This is a genomic window from Curtobacterium sp. MCBD17_003 (assembly GCF_003234885.2).
Lineage (GTDB): Bacteria > Actinomycetota > Actinomycetes > Actinomycetales > Microbacteriaceae > Curtobacterium.
In genome coordinates this window covers 268695-285340 of record NZ_CP126275.1, presented here as the reverse complement: position 1 = coordinate 285340, position 16646 = coordinate 268695, and the positions used below count along the sequence as shown (strand labels likewise).

Sequence of the window (16646 nt, the reverse complement as noted above, 5' to 3'; positions counted from 1 at the left end):
CGGAGGACCGGGGAACGCGGAAGGGCCCCGCACCGATGATCGGTGCGGGGCCCTTCGTGGTCACCTGACTCAGTTGTAGGTACCCGGCGTGAAGTCGTCCGACGAGAAGCTGTCGAAGTCGACGAAGCTCAGGTCGGCGTCCGAGAACGAGGAGTCGTCGGCGAAGATGCGGTTGGGGTACCGCTCCGCCTTGGCTTCCTCGGTGGCCTGGACGTCCACGTTCCGGTACCGGCTGAGGCCCGTCCCCGCGGGGATGAGCTTGCCGATGATGACGTTCTCCTTGAGACCGACGAGCTGGTCCTGCTTGCCCTCCATGGCCGCCTGCGTCAGGACGCGGGTGGTCTCCTGGAAGGACGCGGCGGACAGCCACGACTCGGTCGCGAGGGACGCCTTGGTGATGCCCATGACCTCCTGGCGGGCGGAAGCGGTCTTCTTGCCCTCCTGGAGCGCCGCACGGTTGATCTCGTTGTACCGCGAACGGTCGACGAGCTCACCCGGGAGCAGCTCGGTGTCGGCGTGGTCGACGACCGTCACCTTGCGGAGCATCTGGCGGACGATGACCTCGATGTGCTTGTCGTGGATCGGCACACCCTGCGAGCGGTACACGTCCTGCACGCCGCCCACCAGGTGCTTCTGCACCTCGCGGACACCCTTGACCCGGAGGACCTCCTTCGGGTCGACCGTGCCGGCGATGAACTGCTCGCCGAGCTCGACGTGCTGGCCGTCCTCGACGAGGAGGGTCGCACGCTTGAGCACCGGGTAGACGAACGGCTCGTCACCGTTGTCCGGCGTCAGGATGACCCGACGCTGCTTGTCCGTGTCCTCGATCGTCACGCGACCGGCGGCCTCCGCGATGGGCGACGCACCCTTCGGGGTGCGGGCCTCGAAGAGCTCCGTCACGCGGGGCAGACCCTGCGTGATGTCGTCCGCCGACGCCGAACCACCCGTGTGGAACGTGCGCATCGTGAGCTGCGTGCCGGGCTCGCCGATCGACTGGGCCGCGATGATGCCGACGGCCTCGCCGATGTCCACCAGGTTGCCCGTGGCGAGCGAGCGGCCGTAGCACTTCGCGCAGACGCCGACCGCCGACTCGCACGTCAGGACCGAGCGCACCTTGATGCTCTCGACACCCGCCGCGACGAGCTTGTCGATGAGGACGTCACCGACGTCCTCACCGGCCTCGGCGAGGACCGTGCCCTGCTCGTCCGTGACCGCGGTCGCGAGCGTGCGGGAGTACACGGTGTTCTCGACCGTGGCGTCGCGGTGCATCGTGCCGTCCGCGTCCTTGGTCGCGATCGGCAGCTCGAGCCCACGCGTCGTCCCGCAGTCGTCCTCACGGATGATGACGTCCTGCGACACGTCGACGAGACGACGGGTGAGGTACCCGGAGTCCGCCGTGCGGAGCGCGGTGTCGGCGAGGCCCTTGCGGGCACCGTGCGTGGCGATGAAGTACTCCGCCACGGTCAGGCCCTCCCGGTAGGAGTTGATGATCGGGCGGGCGATGATCTCGCCCTTCGGGTTGTTCACCAGACCACGCATACCGGCGATGTTCCGGACCTGGAGCCAGTTACCACGAGCACCCGAGGACACCATGCGGTTGATGGTGTTGTCCTTCGGGAAGTTGTCACGCATCTCCTGCGCGATCTCGTTCGTGGCTTCGGTCCAGATCTTGATCAGGTCCGCGCGACGCTCGGCGTCGGTGATCAGACCCTTGTCGAACTCGCCCTGGACCTTCGCCGCCTGCGTCTCGTAGCCGGCGATGATCTCCTTCTTGCGGGGCGGGGTCACGACGTCCGACAGCGCCACCGTGACGCCCGAGCGGGTGCCCCAGTAGAAGCCGGCGTCCTTGATCCGGTCGAGCGCCGCAGCGACCTCGACCTTGGGGTACCGCTCCGCGAGGTCGTTCACGATCGACGACAGCGTGCCCTTGTCCGCGACCTTCTGGACGAACGGGTAGTCCGCCGGGAGGGTCTCGTTGAAGAGCGCGCGACCGAGGGTCGTCTCGAGGATGAACGGCTGACCGGCCTCGAAGCCCTCGGGGGCCTCGCCCTCGGCGAAGTGGAGGTCCGACATGCGGATCTTCACGAGCGCGTTCAGGTGGAGCGACCCCTGGTCCTTCGCGAGGATCGCCTCGGCGACGGACGAGAACGCGCGGCCCTCGCCCACGGCACCCTCGGTGACGGTCGTCAGGTGGTGCAGACCGATGATCATGTCCTGCGCGGGCAGGGTCACCGGGCGGCCGTCCGACGGCTTGAGGATGTTGTTCGAGGCGAGCATCAGGATGCGGGCCTCGGCTTGGGCCTCGACCGACAGCGGCAGGTGCACGGCCATCTGGTCACCGTCGAAGTCCGCGTTGAACGCGGCACACACGAGCGGGTGGAGCTGGATCGCCTTGCCCTCGACGAGCTGCGGCTCGAAGGCCTGGATGCCGAGGCGGTGCAGCGTGGGCGCGCGGTTGAGCAGCACGGGGCGCTCGCGGATGATCTCCTCGAGGACGTCCCACACCTGCGCGCGCGACCGCTCGACCATGCGCTTGGCGGCCTTGATGTTCTGTGCGTGCGACAGGTCGATCAGGCGCTTGATGACGAACGGCTTGAACAGCTCGAGCGCCATCTGCTTCGGGAGACCGCACTGGTGGAGCTTGAGCTGCGGGCCCACGATGATGACCGAACGACCGGAGTAGTCGACGCGCTTGCCGAGCAGGTTCTGGCGGAAGCGACCCTGCTTGCCCTTGAGCATGTCGCTCAGGGACTTGAGGGCGCGGTTGCCGGTACCCGTGACCGGACGACCACGGCGACCGTTGTCGAACAGCGCGTCCACGGCCTCCTGCAGCATGCGCTTCTCGTTGTTCACGATGATCTCGGGGGCACCGAGGTCGAGCAGGCGGCGGAGACGGTTGTTGCGGTTGATCACACGACGGTAGAGGTCGTTGAGGTCACTCGTGGCGAAGCGGCCACCGTCGAGCTGCACCATCGGGCGCAGCTCCGGCGGGATCACCGGCACGACGTCGAGGACCATCGCCGCCGGCGAGTTGCCGGTGATGAGGAAGGAGTTCACGACGCGGAGACGCTTGATCGCGCGGATCTTCTTCTGGCCCTTGCCCTCGGCGATCTGCAGGTGCAGCGCCTCGGCCTCGGCGTTCAGGTCGAAGCCCTCGAGCCGGAGCTTGATCGCCTCGGCGCCCATGTAGGCGTCGAAGTAGATCCCGTACCGGTCCTGGAGCTCGTGGAACACGGCGTCCTCGGGCTTGAGGTCGCCGACCTTGAGGTTGCGGAAGTCCTCCCACACCCGCTCGAGGCGCGTGATGTCCTCGTCGAAGGACTTGCGGACCTGCGACATCTCCTTCTCGGCGCCGTCCTTGGTGCGACGCTTCTGGTCGCTCTTGGCGCCCTCTTCCTCGAGCGCCGCGAGGTCGTCCTCGAGCTTCTTGAGGCGGTCGGCGATGATCGAGTCGCGCTGGTTCTCGAGGTTCTTGATCTCGAGGCGCATCTCGTTCTCGAGGCCGGGCATATCGGCGTGACGGCCCTCCTCGTCGATGTCGATGATCATGTACGCCGCGAAGTAGATGACCTTCTCGAGGTCCTTCGGCGCCATGTCGAGCAGGTACCCGAGGCGCGACGGGACGCCCTTGAAGTACCAGATGTGCGTGACGGGCGCGGCGAGCTCGATGTGGCCCATGCGGTCACGGCGGACCGAGGACTTGGTGACCTCGACACCGCAGCGCTCGCAGACGATGCCCTTGAACCGGACGCGCTTGTACTTGCCGCAGGCGCACTCCCAGTCGCGGGAGGGACCGAAGATCTGCTCGCCGAACAGACCGTCCTTCTCGGGCTTGAGGGTGCGGTAGTTGATGGTCTCCGGCTTCTTGACCTCGCCGTACGACCACTGACGGATGTCGTCGGCCGTGGCGAGGCCGATCCGCAGTGCGTCAAAGGAAGTTGCTTCGAGCAATGTTCTTCTCTCTTGCTGGATCTGACGTGTGTCGGGCGGGATCAGATGTCGTCGATCGTGGACGACTCGAACCGCGAGGAGATGTTGATGCCGAGCTCTTCAGCGGCGCGGAAGACCTCGTCGTCCGTGTCGCGGAGGCTGACCGCGGTGCCGTCGGCCGAGAGGACCTCGACGTTCAGGCAGAGCGACTGCATCTCCTTCATGAGGACCTTGAAGCTCTCCGGGATGCCGGGCTCCTGGATGTTCTCGCCCTTGACGATCGCCTCGTACACCTTGACGCGGCCGAGGATGTCGTCGGACTTGATCGTGAGGAGCTCCTGGAGGGCGTACGCGGCGCCGTAGGCCTCGAGGGCCCAGACCTCCATCTCGCCGAAGCGCTGACCGCCGAACTGCGCCTTCCCACCCAGCGGCTGCTGCGTGATCATCGAGTACGGACCGGTCGAGCGGGCGTGGATCTTGTCGTCCACCAGGTGGTGCAGCTTCAGGATGTACATGTAGCCGACCGAGACGGGCTCCGGGAACGGCTCGCCGGAGCGACCGTCGAAGAGCTGCGCCTTGCCCGAGGAGCCGATCAGCCGCTCACCGTCGCGGTTCGGGAGGGTCGAGTCGAGGAGTCCCTCGATCTCGCGCTCCGCCGCGCCGTCGAACACCGGGGTCGCGACCTTCGTGCCCGGAGCCGCGGTGCGCGCGGCCTCCGGCAGGTTCTCGGCCCACTCCTGGATGCCCTCGACGTTCCAGCCCTGCTTGGCGAGCCACCCGAGGTGGATCTCGAGGACCTGGCCGAAGTTCATGCGGCCGGGGACGCCGAGCGGGTTGAGGACGATGTCCACCGGCGTGCCGTCGGCGAGGAACGGCATGTCCTCGACCGGGAGGATCGTCGAGATGACGCCCTTGTTCCCGTGGCGGCCGGCGAGCTTGTCACCCGCGGTGATCTTGCGCTTCTGGGCGATGTAGACGACCACGCGCTGGTTGACGCCCGAGCCGAGCTCGTCGTCGCCGTCCTGCGCGTCGAACACCTTGACGCCGATGATCGTGCCCTCTTCACCGTGCGGCACCTTGAGCGAGGTGTCACGGACCTCGCGCGACTTCTCGTTGAAGATCGCGCGGAGCAGGCGCTCCTCGGCGCTGAGCTCGGTCTCGCCCTTCGGCGTGACCTTGCCGACCAGGATGTCGCCGGGGCGGACCTCGGCACCGATGCGGATGATGCCGCGCTCGTCGAGGTCGGCCAGGAGGTCCGGGCTGACGTTCGGCAGGTCGCGGGTGATCTCCTCCTTACCCAGCTTGGTGTCGCGGGCGTCGACCTCGTACTCCTCGATGTGGATCGAGGAGAGGACGTCGTCCTTCACGAGGTTCTGCGACAGGATCATCGCGTCCTCGTAGTTGTAGCCCTCCCACGGCATGAACGCGACGAGGAGGTTCTTGCCGAGCGCGAGCTCGCCGTTCTCCGTCGCGGGGCCGTCGGCGATGACCTCGCCGGCCTCGATGCGCTCACCGGCGTTGACGATCACGCGGTGGTTGTAGCTCGTGCCCTGGTTCGAGCGGTCGAACTTGCGCAGGTAGTAGGTCTGCGTCCCGCCCTCGTCGAGCTGGACGGTGACCGCGTCGGCCGACACCTCGGACACGACACCAGCGGCGTCGGCGGTGACGACGTCACCGGCGTCGATCGCGGTGTAGCCCTCCATGCCGGTGCCGACGAGCGGCGACTCGGAGCGGAGGAGCGGCACGGCCTGGCGCTGCATGTTCGCACCCATGAGGGCGCGGTTCGCGTCGTCGTGCTCGAGGAAGGGGATGAGCGAGGTCGCGACCGACACCATCTGGCGCGGCGAGACGTCCATGTAGTCGACCTCGGCCTTGTCGACGAGCTCGACCTCGCCGCCCTTCTTGCGGACGAGCACCTTGTCGTCGACGAAGTTGAAGTCGCTCGTCAGCGGGGCGTTCGCCTGGGCGACGACGTAGTCGTCCTCTTCCGAGGCGGTGAGGTAGTCGATGTTCGTCGTGACCTGACCGTTGACCACTCGGCGGTACGGCGTCTCGATGAACCCGAAGGAGTTGATCCGGGCGAACGAGGCGAGCGAACCGATGAGGCCGATGTTCGGGCCTTCCGGGGTCTCGATCGGGCACATGCGGCCGTAGTGCGACGGGTGGACGTCGCGGACCTCGACGCCGGCACGCTCACGCGACAGACCACCCGGACCGAGGGCCGACAGACGACGCTTGTGCGTCAGGCCCGCGAGCGGGTTGTTCTGGTCCATGAACTGCGACAGCTGGCTGGTCCCGAAGAACTCCTTGATCGCGGCCACGACGGGGCGGACGTTGATCAGGGTCTGCGGCGTGATCGCCTCGATGTCCTGCGTGGTCATGCGCTCGCGGACGACGCGCTCCATGCGGGACAGACCGGTGCGGACCTGGTTCTGGATGAGCTCGCCGACGGCGCGGATGCGACGGTTGCCGAAGTGGTCGATGTCGTCGACGTCGAGGCGGAGCTGGACCGGCTCGCCGTCGCGGACGCCGTTCAGCGTCTTCTGCTCGGCGTGGAGCGCGACGAGGTACTTGATGGTCGCGACGATGTCGGCGACGGTCAGGACCGAGTCGGACAGCGGCGCGTCGATGCCGAGCTTGCGGTTGATCTTGTAGCGACCCACCTTGGCCAGGTCGTACCGCTTCGGGTTGAAGTAGAAGTTGTCGAGGAGCGCACGCGCGGCCTCGGCAGCGACCTGCTCGCCCGGACGGAGCTTGCGGTAGATGTCCTTGAGCGCCTCCTCCTTGGTGAGGATGGCGTCCTTCTCGAGGGTGGCCTCGATCGACGCGAAGCCCTTGAACTCGTCGAGGATCTCCTCGCTCGTCAGGCCGAGCGCCTTGAGGAAGACCGTGACGGACTGCTTGCGCTTGCGGTCGATGCGGACACCGACCTGGTCGCGCTTGTCGATCTCGAACTCGAGCCAGGCACCGCGCGACGGGATGACGCGAGCGGAGTAGATGTCCTTGTCGGACGTCTTCTCCTGGGCGCGCTCGAAGTACACACCGGGCGAACGGACGAGCTGCGAGACGACGACGCGCTCGGTGCCGTTGATGATGAACGTGCCGCGCTCGGTCATGAGCGGGAAGTCGCCCATGAACACGGTCTGCGTCTTGATCTCACCGGTCATGTGGTTCATGAACTCGGCGTTGACGTACAGCGGCGCGGCGTAGGTCTTGCCGCGCTCCTTGCACTCGTCGATCGAGTACTTGGGGTCCTCGAGCTCGGGGGCCGTGAACGAGAGCTGCATGGTCTCGCCCAGGTCCTCGATCGGGGAGATCTCCTCGAAGATCTCCTCGAGCCCGGAGTGGAGCGCGAGGTCCGTGCGACCCTGCTCCTGCCCCTCGGCGAGGCGGGCCTTCCAGGTGTCGTTGCCGACGAGCCAGTCGAAGCTCTCGGTCTGGAGGGCGAGGAGATCGGGGACGGTGAGCGTGTCCTTGATCTTGGCGAACGAGAGCCGCTGGTGAGCGCGGCCGTTCTTGGGTGAGTTGGTGGATGCGTTGGGCGCAGCAGCCAAGGGGGTAACCTCCGGATGGCCCCGTCGGGCCGATACTGACGGGCAGTATGTAGGTGGATGGACTGATCGCTCGGCGACCCCGGGTGGGCACCCCGCACCGTGTCGGACCTGGGTCCGATGAGTCGGTGTGGGATGATCAGGCGAGCTGCTCCGTCACCCCCGCCGCCATATACGGGGTAGAGCCGGAGCGCTGCACCAGGGGCCTTGGTCGACCGCAATATGACGACACCGATGCCAGGGAGCGCGAACCTCTATCATAGGTCGCCGGTTTCGGTGCTGTCCAGTCCGTAGTTGACCGGAATCCGCACCGGAGTGTATAAGCGGGCAGCGCCTCCCGGCATTCCCACTGCCAGGAGGCGCTGCCCGCGTCCGTCCGTCGGGGCGCGCGTCCTCAGATGTTGAGGCCCGACATGTCCGGGTAGCGGTCGCCCGCGGCCGGCTCGAGCCGGTCGAGCGCGGCCATCTGCTCGGGCGTCAGCACGAGGTCGTCGGCCGCGAGGTTCTCCTCGAGCCGCTCGATGCGCTTCGTCCCGGGGATGGGCGCCATGTCGTCGCCCTTGGCGAGCACCCACGCGAGCGCGATCTGCGCCGGGGTCGCGTCGACCTCGCGGGCGATGCGCTCGACCTCGTCGACGATCGCCAGGTTCTGCTGGAGCGCCTCGCCCTGGAACCGCGGGTTGTTCCGACGGAAGTCGTCGGCGTCGAGCTTCGAGGGGTCACGGAGCGCGCCGGTGAGGAACCCGCGGCCGAGCGGCGAGTACGGCACGAAGCCGATGCCGAGTTCGCGGAGGACGGGGATGACGGCCTCCTCCGGGTCCCGCGTCCACAGCGAGTACTCCGACTGCACGGCGGTGACCGGGTGCACGGCGTGCGCGGCTCGGATCCGCTCGGGCGCCGCCTCGGACAGGCCGTAGTGCAGGATCTTGCCCTGCTCGATGAGCTCCGCGAACGCGCCGACCGTGTCCTCGATCGGGGTGTCCGGGTCCATGCGGTGCTGGTAGTAGAGGTCGATGTGGTCGGTGCCGAGGCGCTGCAGCGAGCCCTCGACGGCGATGCGGATGTTCTCGGGGCTGCCGTCCGTGCCGCGCTGGCCGTCGCCGCGGTGCCGGATGTTGCCGCCCTTCGTGGCGATGACGACCTCGTCGCGGTGCTCGCGGAGGGCCGCGCCGACGAGTTCCTCGTTCGTGTAGGGGCCGTAGATCTCGGCGGTGTCGAAGAACGTGACGCCGAGTTCGACGGCGCGGTGGATCGTGGCGGTCGACGCGGCGTCGTCGGCGGCGGCACCGGAGTAGAAGGCGCTCATGCCCATGCAGCCGAGACCGAGTCGGCCGACGTCGAGGGTTCCGAGGGTGACGTGACGCATGCAGGTGCTCCTGTCGGGTCGGGGTGGGGGGACGAGCGGAGGCTACGCTCCGCACCGGGGGGCGGCTCGGATGGGCGGGGCCGGAGGGGTGTCAGGAGCGCGGGGACAGGACGACCGCGACCGCCTCGGCCCGGGTGCGGACGCCGAGCTTGGCGAACACCTGGTTCACGTACGACTTCACGGTCGGGACCGTCAGGAACAGCGCGCTGGCGATCTCCGGGTTCGTGCGACCCGCCGCGATCGCCGCGAGCACGTCCGCCTCGCGCGGGGTGAGCGTCGGCCAGCGGGTGCGGAGCGCCCCGGGTGTCGCCGGGTCCGCCGCTCGCGAGGGCGCTGCCAGGGGGTGGGTCCCCGGATCCGCGGCGCCCGTCGCCCGCGGCGCCGCCGGTGCCGGGAGGCCCGTCGTCGGCTCGGTCGCGTCCGGCAGGTTCGCCACGAGGAGCGCCGCCACCGACGCGTCCAGGGTCGTCTGCCCACTCGCCACGGCCCGGACCGCCGCCGCGAGTTCGGCTCGACCCGCGTCCTTCGTCAGGTACCCGCGGGCCCCGGCACGGAGCGCGGTGACGATCGAGGCGTCGTCCGCGAAGGTCGTGAGCACGAGGACGCGGACCCCGGGGTGCTCGCGCTGGATCGCCGCGGTCGCCGTCGCGCCGTCGACCCCGGGCATCCGGAGGTCCATGAGGACGACGTCGGGGCGTTCCGTCGCCACGAGCGCGAGTGCCGCGGCGCCGTCGGCGGCCTCGCCGACGACCTCGACGTCGGGCAGGAGCGACAGGACCGTCACGAGCCCGTCGCGGACGATCGCCTGGTCGTCGGCGACGAGGACGCGGATCGGGGTCACGAGCGCGGGCCGCCGTCCACGTGGGGCACGTGCATCGACACGACGAACTCCCCCGCCGTGCGATCGGCGCGGACGGCCGAACCGTCGCCGAGCTCCGCGAACCGCTCCCGCATGCCGACCAGGCCGTGGCCACCGCTGGCGAGCGGGTTCGTGACGACCACGTCGACGGCATCGGAACCGTGGACGACGGAGAGCTCCACGGTGGCACCCGGCGCGTGCCTGCGGGCGTTGCTCAGGGCCTCCCGGGCCGCGGCGACGACGACCGCGCGGTGCGCGTCGTCGAGGTCCCGCAGCGAGAGGTCGCCCTCGGTGAGCACGGCGCCGCCGAACGAGCGGTGCGCGGCCACGAGGGGCACGAGCCCGCCGCCGGATGCGCCAGGACCGGGCACGGCGGCACCGGCGTCGACAGGGCCGGACGTGGCGGCGCCGGACTCGGTGCCGGACACGGTGGCGCGGGTCGCGGCGGCGCCGGACGCGGCGGGGAGGGACGGTGCGGCTCCGTCCCTCCCCTCCGGATCGCGGAGCGCCGCGACCGCACGCCGGGCCTCCACCAGGCTGTCCGCGGCGAGACGGCGGGCATCGGCGGCCTTGGCGGTGCCCTCGGCCGTCCGCCCGGCCTCGAGGAGGGCCTCGACCGCGTCGAGCTGGAGGACGAGTCCGCCGAGTCCGTGCGCGAGGACGTCGTGGACGTCGCGGGCGACCCGAGCCCGGTCGGCGAGCAACGCGGACCGCTGCTGCTCGGCCTCGGCCTCGGCGACGCGGTGTGCGAGCGCTTCCTCCCGGCGCCTGGCGAGCCGGGCCTGCCGCCGGCTGACCCCGATGAGGACCGCCACCGCGAGGCCCGCGAGCACGCCGAGCAGGACCAGTGCCGGGACGCCCTCGACGGCCGCCACGACCGCGACGATGACGGCCGCGACCGCGGCGAGCGACGGTCCGAGCCACACCGGCAGCGCGAGGTCCGCTCCGAGGACGACGAGCGCGACCATGATCGGTGCGACGAGGGCGGCCGAGGACGCCATGACGCCCGGTGCGGCGAGGAGGACCATCACGACCGCGGCGACGGCCGGGCCGGCACGTCCGGGCAGGAACAGCCGCACGGCCCACGCGAGCAGGGCGACCCCGGTGGCGACCACGACGAGCACGGGCACGTCCGCGCCGGCGAAGGACCGGGCCGTCGACCACGCGACGACGACCACGCCGACGAGGTTGAGTGCGGAGCCGACTCCGTTGCGGTCCGTCAGCAGGGCGTCGGTCGAACCGGTGCCGGGGCGGCCCACGCTGTTCACCGCTCCATCATGCCCGGACGAGGGGTCCGCGCGGGATCCGGCGGTCGATGACGAACGCGCGGGCGGCCCGGTTCGCCGCGATCCCGAGCAGGACCACCCCGGTCGAGGTGAGCAGGACGGCGCCGAGCTGCGATCCGAGGACGTCGATCCCGACGCGGACCAGGACGAGGACGAGCCAGAGCGCCGCGCCGGTCCAGCCGCTCCGCGCCTCCAGGGACGACGGCCGCCCGGGGCCACCTGCGTCCACGGTCCGGAACCGCGTCATCGTGCCCATCACCGCACCGACGGCGGCCGACAGCACGAGCTCGACCACGAGGAGCGCGACGTCCACCGTGCCGACGCGGGTCACGCCGCTGTGCGTGAGCGAGAGCACGCCGACGCCGGCAAGGACGACCGGCATCCGCCAGACCCGGGTCGGGTCGACGCGGCGCCAGGTGGTCTGGCGGTACATGAGGAACGCGACGAGCGCGAGTCCGAGCGCGATGTTCCCGATGGCCTGCAGCGTCATGACGACGGTCTCCTCCCGGTGGTCGGGACGCTCCCGTGACCACCGGGATCCAGCCTCGTCATCGGGTCGCGGACGCCCCACCACCCCCGGGTGGGGACCGGGGTGCAGGCGGGTGGTGATCGTGCTCGTCGGGGCAAGGCGGAGGATGGGGGCATGGAGGACGCAATCCGCATCGGTGCCGGCATCGCCGTGATCGAGCCAGACCGGCACCGCCCGGGGTCGTACACGCTCGTCGTCGACGGCACCCCGCAGTCGCACGTCGACCTCGAGGACCCCACCCACCTGGCCTTCGAGTACGTGCGGCGGATCGGCCACGCGATCGACCTGCTGCCGTCGGGGCCGATCACCGCGCTGCACCTCGGCGCCGGGGCGCTGACGCTGCCACGGTACGTCGCGGCCACCCGCCCGGGGTCCCGCCAGCAGGTGATCGAACTCGAGCGGGACCTCGTCGACCTGGTGCGCAAGGAGCTGCCCCTGCCCCGCGACGCGTCCATCCGAGTCCGGTACGGCGACGCCCGCGCCGTGCTCGAACGGCTGCCCGCGGGACTCGCCGGGACGGTCGACCTCGCCGTGGTCGACGTCTTCAGCGGCTCGACGACGCCGGCCCACGTGACGAGCATCGAGTTCCACCGGGAGCTCGCCGCGCTCCTGTCGCCCACCGGGATCATCGCGGTGAACGCGGCGGACGGTGCCGGCCTGGCGTTCGTGCGCGGGCAGCTCGCGACGCTGCAGGCCGTGCTGCCCTCCGTGGCGGCCGTGGCGGACACGGGGATGCTCAAGGGGCGGCGGTTCGGGAACGTGGTGCTCCTCGCCTCGCCGACCGAACTGCCGTTCGCCGACATGCCCCGACGGTTCGCGTCCGACCCGCTCCCGAGCAAGGTCGTGCACGGCGCCGAACTCACCGCGCTCATCGCCGGTGCGGCCGTCGTGACGGACGACACCGCGACCGGGTCCCCGGAGCCGAACCGGTCCGTGTTCACGAGCGGGCGCTGAGTCCCCTGCCGCTGGGTCGCCGGTCCTGCCAGGATGAGCGCAGTGCCGCCGGGCCCCCGGCGTCGCACCGACCCGGACGAGTGGGGAACCGCCATGAGCAACGACGACCGCGACGCACCCCGGTGGGGGGAGCGCCTGCCGCAGCCCGACGCCGACCGACACGGTGAGGCCCCGCGGGACGGGCAGCCGCGGTACGGCGAGCAGCCGGACGGGCAGCCCCGGTACGGCGAGCGGCAGGACCCGGCACCGCAGGACGGCCAGCCCCGGTACGGCCAGCAGGACGGCCAGCAGTACGGGCAGCCCCGGTACGGCGAGCAGCACGACGGGCAGCAGTACGGCCAGCAGCACGACGGGCAGCAGTACGGCCAGCCCCAGTACGGCCAGCCCCAGTACGGCCAGCCGCACCAGGGCGACACCCAGCACGGCGCTCCGCAGTGGCAGCCGTACGCGCAGCACCCCTACGGGCAGCCGTCCGGCGGCAGCGCGGCGTGGGCGAGCGCTGGCGGCGCGCGACCGTCCCGTCGACTCGGCGTGATCGCGCTCATCGCAGGCATCGTGGCGCTCGCGCTCGGGATCGTCGGCGGGATCGTCTTCGGCCAGGGCCTGGCGCACATCCCCGGCCTCGCCGACCAGATCCGCAGCGGTGGCGGCGTGGTCGACCAGTCGGAGCTCCAGGCGAAGATCCGCCAGGACCCGTCCGTGCTCGCGGGGATCGCGACGGGCGGTCTCCTCGCCCTCGTGGGCACGGCCTTCGGGATCTGGGCCCTCGTGCAGGGCATCATCGCGATCGCCAAGGACCGCGGCCGCGTGTTCGGGATCATCGCGGTGGTCGTCGCCGTGCTCGGGCCGATCGCCTTCGGCGCGGTCTACACGGCCGTCGTCGCCGCAGCGACGCGATGACGGTCGCCGCCGAGCGGGCGCAGTGCACCCCGCACGCAGGTCGACGGGGCTACCCTCGTTCCTGATGTGCCCCCTCCCGACCGACCCGACCGGCCCCCGGGACCCGCGCGCGGACCGACGCCTCCGGGACACCGACCCGGTGGACCTGCGGCCGCGGACCGCCGGAGTCAGCCCCGGGAGCACGTTCGCGCCCATCAGCCTCCGTCCCGCCGTGGACGTCGCCCTCGTGCAGGAGCGACTACAGCGCCTCGGCCAGAACCGCAGCACGGCAGCGCTCGCCGAGCGGGCCGAACTGCTCCGGCTGCTCGGTCGGCTCGACGAGGCCCTCACCGTGGCCGAGGAGGGGTTCCGCCTCGCTCTCTTCACGGGTGACCGCGCCGACGGAGTGTCCGCCCGCATCCGACGCGCGCACGTGCTGCACGACCTCGGCCGGTTCGAGCGCGCGGTGACCGAGGCCTCGACCGCCCGGGGCACCGCCGCGATCGAGGAGTGGTACGAGCTCGAGGGTGCCGCCGCCGAGCTCGAGGGCTGGTCGCTGTACGAACTGAACCGCTACGAGGAGGCCCGCGCCGCACTCAACCGCGCCCACGACGCCTTCCGTGCCGCGGGGGCATCACCGGAGCGGACGAGCGCGCTCAAGGCCGCGGTGGAGGAAGCGATGCGTGCCCACCTGCAGAACCCCTCGTCCTCGCGACGCTCGGATCCAGCCGACGCCGTGCGTGCCGCCGCGGCGAGGAGGGACCTGCCCCGGTGAGCGACCTGGACCGCGTCCGGCAGATCGCCGCCGCGGTCATGGACGCCCACCTGGAACCCGGGAGCTGGTCGTTCGACCTCGACAACGCGAAGACCCGCGCCGGGCAGTGCGACTTCGGCCGCCGCCGCATCACCGTCAGCCGGTACATCGCCCTGCGCTCGACCGATGACGAGGTCCGGCAGGTGCTCCTGCACGAGGTCGCCCACGCGCTCGCGGGTGCCCGCGCCGGCCACGGTCCGGCATGGCGACGGGCAGCGGGGGCCATCGGGTACGTCGGCTCGCGCTTGCACGACGGGCCCATCGCGAGCGAACTCGCGCCGTGGGTCGGGACGTGCCCGGCCGGCCACGAGCACTTCCGGTACCGCACCCCGAACCGCCCGATGGCGTGCGCGCGGTGCTCGCGGCGATACGACCCCCGGCACGGGATCACCTGGCAGCGCCGCACACCCGAGCGCGCGGCCTGATCTGAACCGGCTGCGACGTAACCGACTAGCGTGGTGTCCGTGCACACCGGGCAGCAGATCAGGACCGAGTCCGGCGGGACGTGGTTCTTCGACGCGGGCCGGATCGCGCTCGACTTCGCCCACACGGGCGGCTTCGCCGACGACCCGGACGGACTCCGGCCGCGGGCGCACCTCGGCGAACTGCTCGCGACGCCCGCCGACCTCGACCAGTGGTTGTCCGAGCACACCGAACCGGTGGACGTCGGCGCCGGCGAGCGTGAACTGCACGACGCGCGCGAGCTCCGGGGCGCGATCGCCCGCCTCGCGGTGGCCGCGGCACCACCGCCCGTCGTCACGGCCGGCGGCAGCGTCGTGGCCGCGGGCCTCCGCGCACCCGCCGGCCCGGTCCGACCGCGCCCGGACGACATCGACACCGTCAACCTGTTCGCCGCCCTGCCCGACGTCCCGCCGACCCTCGCCGGAGGGCGTCGTCGCGCCGGTGCGAACCGCGTCCGACTCGCGCAGGCCCTGTCGAGCATCGCGCGTGACGCGGTCGCGCTGTTCACCGAGGTCGGGTTCGACGGCGTCGAGGGAGACCACGCCGGTCGGCTGAGCCGCTGCGCGGCCGCCGACTGCGGGCTCGTGTTCCACGACGGGTCGCGCGGTGGCACCCGGCGGTGGTGCTCGATGCAACGGTGCGGCAACCGCGAGAAGGTCCGCGCGCACCGCGCGCGCGTCGCAGCACGGTGACCGACCCCCGGCCGGAACGTCGGCGGGCGGGCGGTCTCGCACTCCTCGGGCCCGCGTTCGTCGCGGCGATCGCGTACGTCGACCCGGGGAACGTCGCCGCGAACCTCACCGCCGGCGCGCGCTACGGGTACCTGCTGCTCTGGGTGCTCGTCGCGGCGAACGCGAGCGCGGTGGTCGTGCAGTACCTGTCGGCGAAGCTCGGCATCGTGACGGGTCGCTCACTGCCCGAGGTGCTCGGCGCGCACATGCGCCGCCCCGCGCGACTGCTGTTCTGGGCCCAGGCCGAGGTCGTCGCGGCGGCCACCGACGTCGCCGAGGTGATCGGCGGCGCACTGGCGCTCCACCTGCTGTTCGGGCTCCCGCTGTTCGTCGGCGGGGTCGTCACGGGGATCGTGTCGGTCGTCGTGCTCGCCGTGCAGTCCCGCCGGGGCGCCCGGACGTTCGAGGTCGTCGTCTCGGGCATGCTCGCCGTGCTCACCGTGGGGTTCTGCGCCGGCCTCGTGTTCACCGATCCGTCACCGTCGGCGATGCTCGCGGGACTCGCGCCGCGGTTCGAGGGCTCGGGGTCGGTCGTGCTCGCGGCGTCGATGCTCGGCGCGACGGTCATGCCGCACGCCGTCTACCTGCACTCCGCGCTGAGCCGGGACCGGCACGCGGCGGCCGCGCCGGGCACCGAGCGCCGGCGGGTGCTCCGCGCCACCCGCTGGGACGTCGGGCTCGCGCTCGTCGTCGCGGGCGGGGTCAACGTCGCGATGCTCGTCCTGGCGGCCGCGACGCTGCAGGGGGTCGGGGGCACCGACACGATCGCGGGTGCCCAGCGCGCGATCACGGCACACCTGGGTCCGGTCGTGGGCGTGCTGTTCGCGGTCGGGCTCCTCGCGTCGGGGTTGGCGTCGACCTCGGTGGGCTGCATGGCCGGGGCGGAGATCATGCGGGGCCTGCTGCACGTCCGGATCCCGCTGCTGCTCCGGCGCCTCCTGACGCTCGTGCCCGCCCTGGTGCTCCTCGCGGTCGCGGTCGACCCGACCGTCCTGCTCGTGGTGAGCCAGGTGGTCCTCAGCTTCGGCATCGCGTTCGCCGTCGTGCCGCTCGTCGCGTACACGTCCCGCCGGAGCCTCATGGGGCCGGACGTCAACGCGATCGGGACGCGGGTGCTCGCGTCGGTGATCGCGGTCGTCATCGTCGCGCTCAACGTCGCGCTCATCTGGCTGACGCTGCACGGCTGAGCCCGCGCGCCCCTGCCTGCCGTCCGAGGTGGCTCGCAGGCAGGCCTCCGGCCCCCGTCCCCGGACGCAGCGCGGCCGGACCCGGGACGTCCGGATCC

The 16646-nt window shown here is 71.2% G+C and carries 12 protein-coding genes; 6 read left to right on the top strand and 6 right to left on the bottom strand.

Annotated features, from left to right (window positions below; translation table 11 throughout):
- Positions 1-69: 69 nt before the first annotated feature.
- The 6 genes from rpoC to DEI88_RS01385 form a co-directional block, all read right to left on the bottom strand.
- On the bottom strand, positions 70-3951 hold the full coding sequence (gene rpoC / locus DEI88_RS01410; RefSeq protein WP_111009881.1) for a DNA-directed RNA polymerase subunit beta': 3882 nt from the start codon (positions 3949-3951) through the stop codon (positions 70-72).
- 41 nt (positions 3952-3992) lie between these two features.
- A complete protein-coding gene (gene rpoB, locus DEI88_RS01405) occupies positions 3993-7484 on the bottom strand; it encodes a DNA-directed RNA polymerase subunit beta (RefSeq protein ID WP_111009882.1) in 3492 nt (1163 codons plus the stop codon).
- Between the two features lie 391 nt (positions 7485-7875).
- Positions 7876-8847: an aldo/keto reductase gene (locus DEI88_RS01400; RefSeq protein ID WP_111009883.1), complete on the bottom strand. Its 972-nt coding sequence runs from the start codon at positions 8845-8847 to the stop codon at positions 7876-7878.
- A 91-nt stretch (positions 8848-8938) separates the two neighbouring features.
- Positions 8939-9688, bottom strand: coding sequence for a response regulator transcription factor (locus DEI88_RS01395; protein ID WP_111049920.1), 750 nt, complete (start codon positions 9686-9688; stop codon positions 8939-8941).
- On the bottom strand, positions 9685-10974 hold the full coding sequence (locus tag DEI88_RS01390; protein WP_111035627.1) for a histidine kinase: 1290 nt from the start codon (positions 10972-10974) through the stop codon (positions 9685-9687). The genes DEI88_RS01395 and DEI88_RS01390 overlap by 4 nt, the downstream gene beginning before the upstream one ends.
- A 7-nt stretch (positions 10975-10981) precedes the next feature.
- The gene (locus DEI88_RS01385; RefSeq protein ID WP_111011256.1) at positions 10982-11482 is read right to left on the bottom strand and encodes a hypothetical protein; all 501 of its coding nucleotides are present in this window, start codon (positions 11480-11482) and stop codon (positions 10982-10984) included.
- A gap of 153 nt (positions 11483-11635) precedes the next feature.
- On the opposite strand from DEI88_RS01385, the gene DEI88_RS01380 reads away from it, so the two are divergent.
- The 6 genes from DEI88_RS01380 (at position 11636) to DEI88_RS01355 (ending at position 16548) form a co-directional block, all read left to right on the top strand.
- Positions 11636-12475, top strand: a complete 840-nt coding sequence (locus DEI88_RS01380; RefSeq protein ID WP_111011255.1) for a spermidine synthase — start codon at positions 11636-11638, stop codon at positions 12473-12475.
- A 93-nt stretch (positions 12476-12568) separates the two neighbouring features.
- Positions 12569-13375 (top strand): DUF4383 domain-containing protein, encoded by an 807-nt coding sequence (locus DEI88_RS01375; protein ID WP_181441239.1) that lies wholly within the window; start codon positions 12569-12571, stop codon positions 13373-13375.
- A gap of 64 nt (positions 13376-13439) precedes the next feature.
- A complete protein-coding gene (locus DEI88_RS01370; RefSeq protein ID WP_111012108.1) occupies positions 13440-14129 on the top strand; it encodes a hypothetical protein in 690 nt (229 codons plus the stop codon).
- Entirely contained in the window at positions 14126-14593 is a 468-nt protein-coding gene (locus tag DEI88_RS01365) for a SprT-like domain-containing protein (RefSeq protein WP_111011252.1), read from the top strand. Before DEI88_RS01370 ends, DEI88_RS01365 begins: the two co-directional genes overlap by 4 nt.
- A 39-nt stretch (positions 14594-14632) precedes the next feature.
- Complete coding sequence (locus DEI88_RS01360; protein WP_258368739.1) at positions 14633-15322, top strand: CGNR zinc finger domain-containing protein; 690 nt, start codon at positions 14633-14635, stop codon at positions 15320-15322.
- The gene (locus DEI88_RS01355; protein WP_111049924.1) at positions 15319-16548 is read left to right on the top strand and encodes an Nramp family divalent metal transporter; all 1230 of its coding nucleotides are present in this window, start codon (positions 15319-15321) and stop codon (positions 16546-16548) included. Before DEI88_RS01360 ends, DEI88_RS01355 begins: the two co-directional genes overlap by 4 nt.
- Positions 16549-16646: the final 98 nt, after the last annotated feature.

Coding starts and splice junctions, on each gene's coding strand:
- DEI88_RS01400 (WP_111009883.1), bottom strand. CDS start 8,847: ATGCGTCACGTCACCCTCGGAACCCTCGACGTCGGCCGACTCGGTCTC.
- DEI88_RS01385 (WP_111011256.1), bottom strand. CDS start 11,482: ATGACGCTGCAGGCCATCGGGAACATCGCGCTCGGACTCGCGCTCGTC.
- DEI88_RS01380 (WP_111011255.1), top strand. CDS start 11,636: ATGGAGGACGCAATCCGCATCGGTGCCGGCATCGCCGTGATCGAGCCA.
- DEI88_RS01375 (WP_181441239.1), top strand. CDS start 12,569: ATGAGCAACGACGACCGCGACGCACCCCGGTGGGGGGAGCGCCTGCCG.
- DEI88_RS01370 (WP_111012108.1), top strand. CDS start 13,440: ATGTGCCCCCTCCCGACCGACCCGACCGGCCCCCGGGACCCGCGCGCG.